The sequence below is a fragment of the Oerskovia gallyi genome, assembly GCF_014836745.1.
Lineage (GTDB): Bacteria > Actinomycetota > Actinomycetes > Actinomycetales > Cellulomonadaceae > Oerskovia > Oerskovia paurometabola.
In genome coordinates this window covers 1-4,213 of sequence record NZ_JACSQE010000021.1, presented here as the reverse complement: position 1 = coordinate 4,213, position 4,213 = coordinate 1, and the positions used below count along the sequence as shown (strand labels likewise).

Genomic DNA, 4,213 nt, shown 5'->3' with positions numbered 1-4,213 from the left:
GGGGGGGGGGGGGCCCCTCTCGTCGTGCGCCGGCCGTGCGGCCGGGCGGCGTCAGCGGTCGCGGCCCGCCATCGGGATGAAGCAGCCGAGGGTGACCATGAGGAGACCGGCGGAGAAGATCAGCGCGTGGTTCGACTCGACCGTGAAGGCCCACCCGAAGGCGACCATCCCGCCCACGAACAGGACCATCGCCACGAGGAAGCGGGCGACGGCCCCGGCTCGCTCGGTGGCCTCGTTGCGCTGCGTCGTCTGGCTGCTCATGCTCTTCGCTCCGTACTGGTCGTGTCGTGAGGGTCACGCGTGGTTCCCGCGGGCCGCGGGAGAGGTCTGCCCGACGACGGCACGCACGCGAGGCGTCAGGCCGTCAGTCCAGGTAGTGCTCCACCGTACCGGCATCCCGGATCGACGCGGCATCCGGATCGCTGCCGAACTCGCGGGCGGCGTCGCGCTGGCGCAGCAGGTCCCAGCACTGGTCGAGCTCGGTCTCGATCGCGCGCAGGCGCGTGTGCTCCTCCGACGCCGTGATCTCCCCGTCGGCGAGCTCGGCACGCAGCCTGCGCTCCTCCGCCACCAGGTCGCCGATGTACTGCCGGATACCTCGGTCCTCAGCCATTCCTCCACGGTACGGCCGGGCGCGTGAGCGCGCGATGCCACCGCTCGGTGGCTCTCGCAAGCGGAAGACCGCGAAAAGTGACGTGTCCGACGTTCGGGGCCTTTCGGCGTGCGAGCGGCCGGAGCCGGTGTCAAGGTAGGGACTCACCGGCCAATAAGGCACATACGGGACAAAAGGAGAATGACATGGGTTTCCTCGCATTCATCGTTCTGGGACTGCTCGCCGGACTCATCGCTCGCGCCATCCTCCCGGGCAAGCAGACCGGGTCGATCCTGATGACGATCCTCCTCGGGATCCTCGGCGCGCTGCTCGGTGGCTGGCTCGGGAGCGTCCTGTTCTCGGCTCCCCTCGAGGAGTTCTTCTCGATCCAGACGTGGCTGCTCGCGATCGTGGGCTCCGTCATCGTGCTGGGCATCTACGGCGCGGTCCGCGGCCGCAACGGTCGCACCGCCTGATCGCACAGCTCACCCAGGCCGTCACCGCGCGTCCGTCGCGCCCCGTCCGGCCGCGGTGACCAGGGCGGAGGCCCGCCTCCTCGTCACGAGGAGGCGGGCCTTTCGTCGTTCCGGACGCCTCGTCGCGTCCCGCAGCGCAGGCCCGCCCGACGCCGGAGCGTGGCCAGGAGGTCGGGAACCGGTCAGGAGCGGACCAGCCGGGCGATCGCGTCGCTCGCTTCCTTGATCTTGAGCGCCCCGGCGTCCTCGCCCATCTTGGCCGCGTCGACGACGCAGTGCTTGAGGTGGTCGTCGAGCAGCGCCAGGGCGACGACCTCCAGGGCGCTCGTGAGGGCGCTGATCTGCGTCAGGATGTCGATGCAGTACTTCTCGTCGTCGATCATCTTGGAGATTCCGCGGGCCTGGCCCTCGATACGGCCCATGCGCTTGAGGTAGTTCTCCTTGTCGCTCATGTACCCGTGATGCTGCGTCGAGGGCTCGTGAGAGTTTTCCATCGTGCATTCCTTACGTTCCGGCGGTGCGAGGATGTCGAGATCGGTGGCGACCAACGCTCGGGCCTTTGACATAATATCAGCCGACATCAATCACCTCTTTTCCTCAGGGCGCACGACCGGCGCATTTCTGCGCCTCCGACCGAGAAGCCGAATCCGGCCGTCGTCCCGGTCGTCCCGGACGCGCAGGCGCGCCACTGTCGCGACCAGGCACAACCCGACGATCACGGTGCCGAGCACGGTCATCGCCCCCGCGAGCGAGACGAGCGGGACAAGAAGCCCGGCAATGATCGACGGCACCCCGAAGGCAAGATAGGAGATGGTGTACATGACGGCCATGACCGCCGCCCTCTCGCTCGGCGCGACCCGGGGCATCAATGTCCGCAGAACTCCCATGAATGCCGTGCCGAATCCCGCACCGAGAATGACGGCGCCGACGACGTAGACCGGAAAGGAATGCACGGCGAGCGCCGACGCGCTGAGCGCGGTGCCCGCACCGAGGGCGGACGTGCCGAAGACGCTGACGACCCGGGCCGACCGTCGCCGGAGCGCGACGGACGCCACGATCCCCGAGAGCGCGAACACGCAGATGCTGATGCTCTGCCGGACGTGCGTCGTCGCACCGAGCTCGCTCGCGACGACCGACGACCCGAGCGCGAGGAAGAGCCCGTTCGTCGCCCAGCTCGCGATGATCGCGGGGGTCGCCACCGCCAGCCGCCGACGCACGTGCGGGGGCACGGCGAGCCGCGGGACGGCCCGCCGCGCCCGTCCGGCGGGGACTCGCACGACGTCCGGGGTCGACCAGACGAGGACGGCGACACCGAGGAAGCTCACGGCGAGCGCGCCGAACACGACGTCGGCGGGCTCGCTCGCGTGGTCGAGCGCGAGCGCCGCCGCGAGCGCCCCCGTCCCGAGCCCGGTCATGGGCGCGACCGTGTTCCACAGCGCCGCTGCCCCCGGACGCCGCGGAGAGACGAGGTCGACCACCATGGCGGACAACGCCGGGAGCAGCAGACCGGCCGCGGCACCCTGGAGCGACCTGGCCAGGAGGAGCGCGGCCAGGCTGTCCGCCTCCCGGAACAGCACGAGGCTGGCGACGAGCACCAGGGAGCCCGCGGTGACGACGGGACGGCGTCCCACCACGTCGGAGACACCACCTGCGACGAGCAGCGCACCGAGCATCGTGAACGCGTAGACGGCGAAGACCGACGTCGTCGCGACCGGGACGAGCCCGAGCCGGTCGGTCAGCTCCGGGTAGAAGGGAGAGGGCGCGCTCGCCGCGACCATGAGCAGGAACGTCGCGACGATCGCCAGACGAGAGCCCCAGCGCCGTGCCCCGGTGGTGAAGGACTGCATCTAGGCGCGCGCCTCGTGGAGGCGGCTGCCCCACCCGTAGATCTCGCCCACGGCTTCGATTCCGCTGACCCCGACGACCGTGCCGTCCTGGTCGTGCAGGACCACGAGCTCGTCGCTCTGCGCGACGGGCGTCCCCGGACGCCCCGTGTACCCGACCCCCGAGATCATCCGCCCGTGGATCATGGCCAGGTACGTGCTGCGGGGCCGGTACGGTCCCGGGTCCTCGCCATGGTCGAGGTCGTGCAGCGCGGTCCGCACGGCGTGCACCCCCTGCGCGGCGCTGTCCTCCCAGTGGTCGATGCGCCACGTCCCGAGGTGGTCGTCGTGATGCACGGCGACACCGCCGGCCGCGTACACGGCCCCGGGACCGGACACACGGAGCCGGTCGTCGACCGCGACCCCGTCACGCCACGGGGAGGGTGCGACGGGGGTCGTGCCGAGCGCGACCACGAGGAGGTCGACCTCGAGGTCGGTCCCGTCGTCGAGGGTCACGACCGTCGACCTCGGCGTCGTGAGGACGCGACGAACGGTGCGACCGAAGTACGTGGTCACCCGGGACGCGTGGTCGGCGGCGACGCGCTCGGCGACCGGCCGCCCGAAGGCGGCCACCCCAGGGACCCGGCTGCGGGCGACGAGGCTGACCCGGTGCCCCTGCGACCAGAGCGTCGAGGCGGTCTCGGACGCGATCAGCCCGCCGCCGTAGATCGCGACGCGCGCGGGCTCCCCGTGCGCCGCGATCGCCTCCCGGACACGAACGGCGTCGTCGAGCGAGTGCAGGGTGAGCAGGCGCCGCTCCCGGACGGCGCGCTCCACGCCCGCGACGTCGGGGTCGAGGCCTCGCGGCCGGCTCCCGGTCGCGACGAGGAGCACGTCGTAGGTGATCGTGGTCCCCGAGGCCAGGTGGACCTCGTGGGTCGCGGGGTCGACCCGCTCGGCGGTGTCGGTGACGAGCTCGCCGTGCGGCGTGGGCAACCGGATCAGCTCGGGGGCGGCCTGGCCGTAGGCGACGTTCTTGACGAGCATCCGCGAGTACGGGATCTCGTCGGTCCGTCCGACGACGGTCGTCCGGACGTCGCCCTGACCGGCGAGGGTTCGGGCGGCGGCCGTACCGGCCGAGCCTGCCCCGAGGATCACGGCGTGGGGTGCGGTCATGGGGTGCGTTCTCCAGGTTCGGGTGAGGGCTCCACGCCTGCGGGGGCGTGCGTCGTCGGACGAGCGGCGAGGTGCGAGGGTCCGGTGGCGAGCGCGACGAGCGGGGTCCGAGTCGAAGGCCGGACCGCATCCGGCGCAGCAGAAGT

At 71.5% G+C, this 4,213-nt stretch carries 6 protein-coding genes; 1 reads left to right on the top strand and 5 read right to left on the bottom strand.

Features of this window, described 5'->3' with window-relative positions; all coding sequences use genetic code 11:
* Nucleotides 1-51: 51 nt before the first annotated feature.
* Nucleotides 52-261, bottom strand: coding sequence for a hypothetical protein (locus tag H9640_RS18705; protein WP_191792285.1), 210 nt, complete (start codon nt 259-261; stop codon nt 52-54).
* Between the two features lie 103 nt (nt 262-364).
* Nucleotides 365-613 (bottom strand): DUF2630 family protein, encoded by a 249-nt coding sequence (locus H9640_RS18700; protein ID WP_191792284.1) that lies wholly within the window; start codon nt 611-613, stop codon nt 365-367.
* A 185-nt stretch (nt 614-798) separates the two neighbouring features.
* Here H9640_RS18700 and H9640_RS18695 point away from each other — a divergent pair, with 185 nt between their 5' ends.
* Nucleotides 799-1,068 (top strand): GlsB/YeaQ/YmgE family stress response membrane protein, encoded by a 270-nt coding sequence (locus H9640_RS18695; protein WP_191792283.1) that lies wholly within the window; start codon nt 799-801, stop codon nt 1,066-1,068.
* Between the two features lie 182 nt (nt 1,069-1,250).
* On the opposite strand, the gene H9640_RS18690 is transcribed toward H9640_RS18695, so the two are convergent.
* The 3 genes from H9640_RS18690 to H9640_RS18680 form a co-directional block, all read right to left on the bottom strand.
* The gene (locus H9640_RS18690; protein WP_275581428.1) at nt 1,251-1,562 is read right to left on the bottom strand and encodes a metal-sensitive transcriptional regulator; all 312 of its coding nucleotides are present in this window, start codon (nt 1,560-1,562) and stop codon (nt 1,251-1,253) included.
* 90 nt (nt 1,563-1,652) lie between these two features.
* Nucleotides 1,653-2,915 (bottom strand): MFS transporter, encoded by a 1,263-nt coding sequence (locus H9640_RS18685; RefSeq protein ID WP_191792281.1) that lies wholly within the window; start codon nt 2,913-2,915, stop codon nt 1,653-1,655.
* The gene (locus H9640_RS18680; protein ID WP_191792280.1) at nt 2,916-4,067 is read right to left on the bottom strand and encodes an FAD-dependent oxidoreductase; all 1,152 of its coding nucleotides are present in this window, start codon (nt 4,065-4,067) and stop codon (nt 2,916-2,918) included.
* Nucleotides 4,068-4,213: the final 146 nt, after the last annotated feature.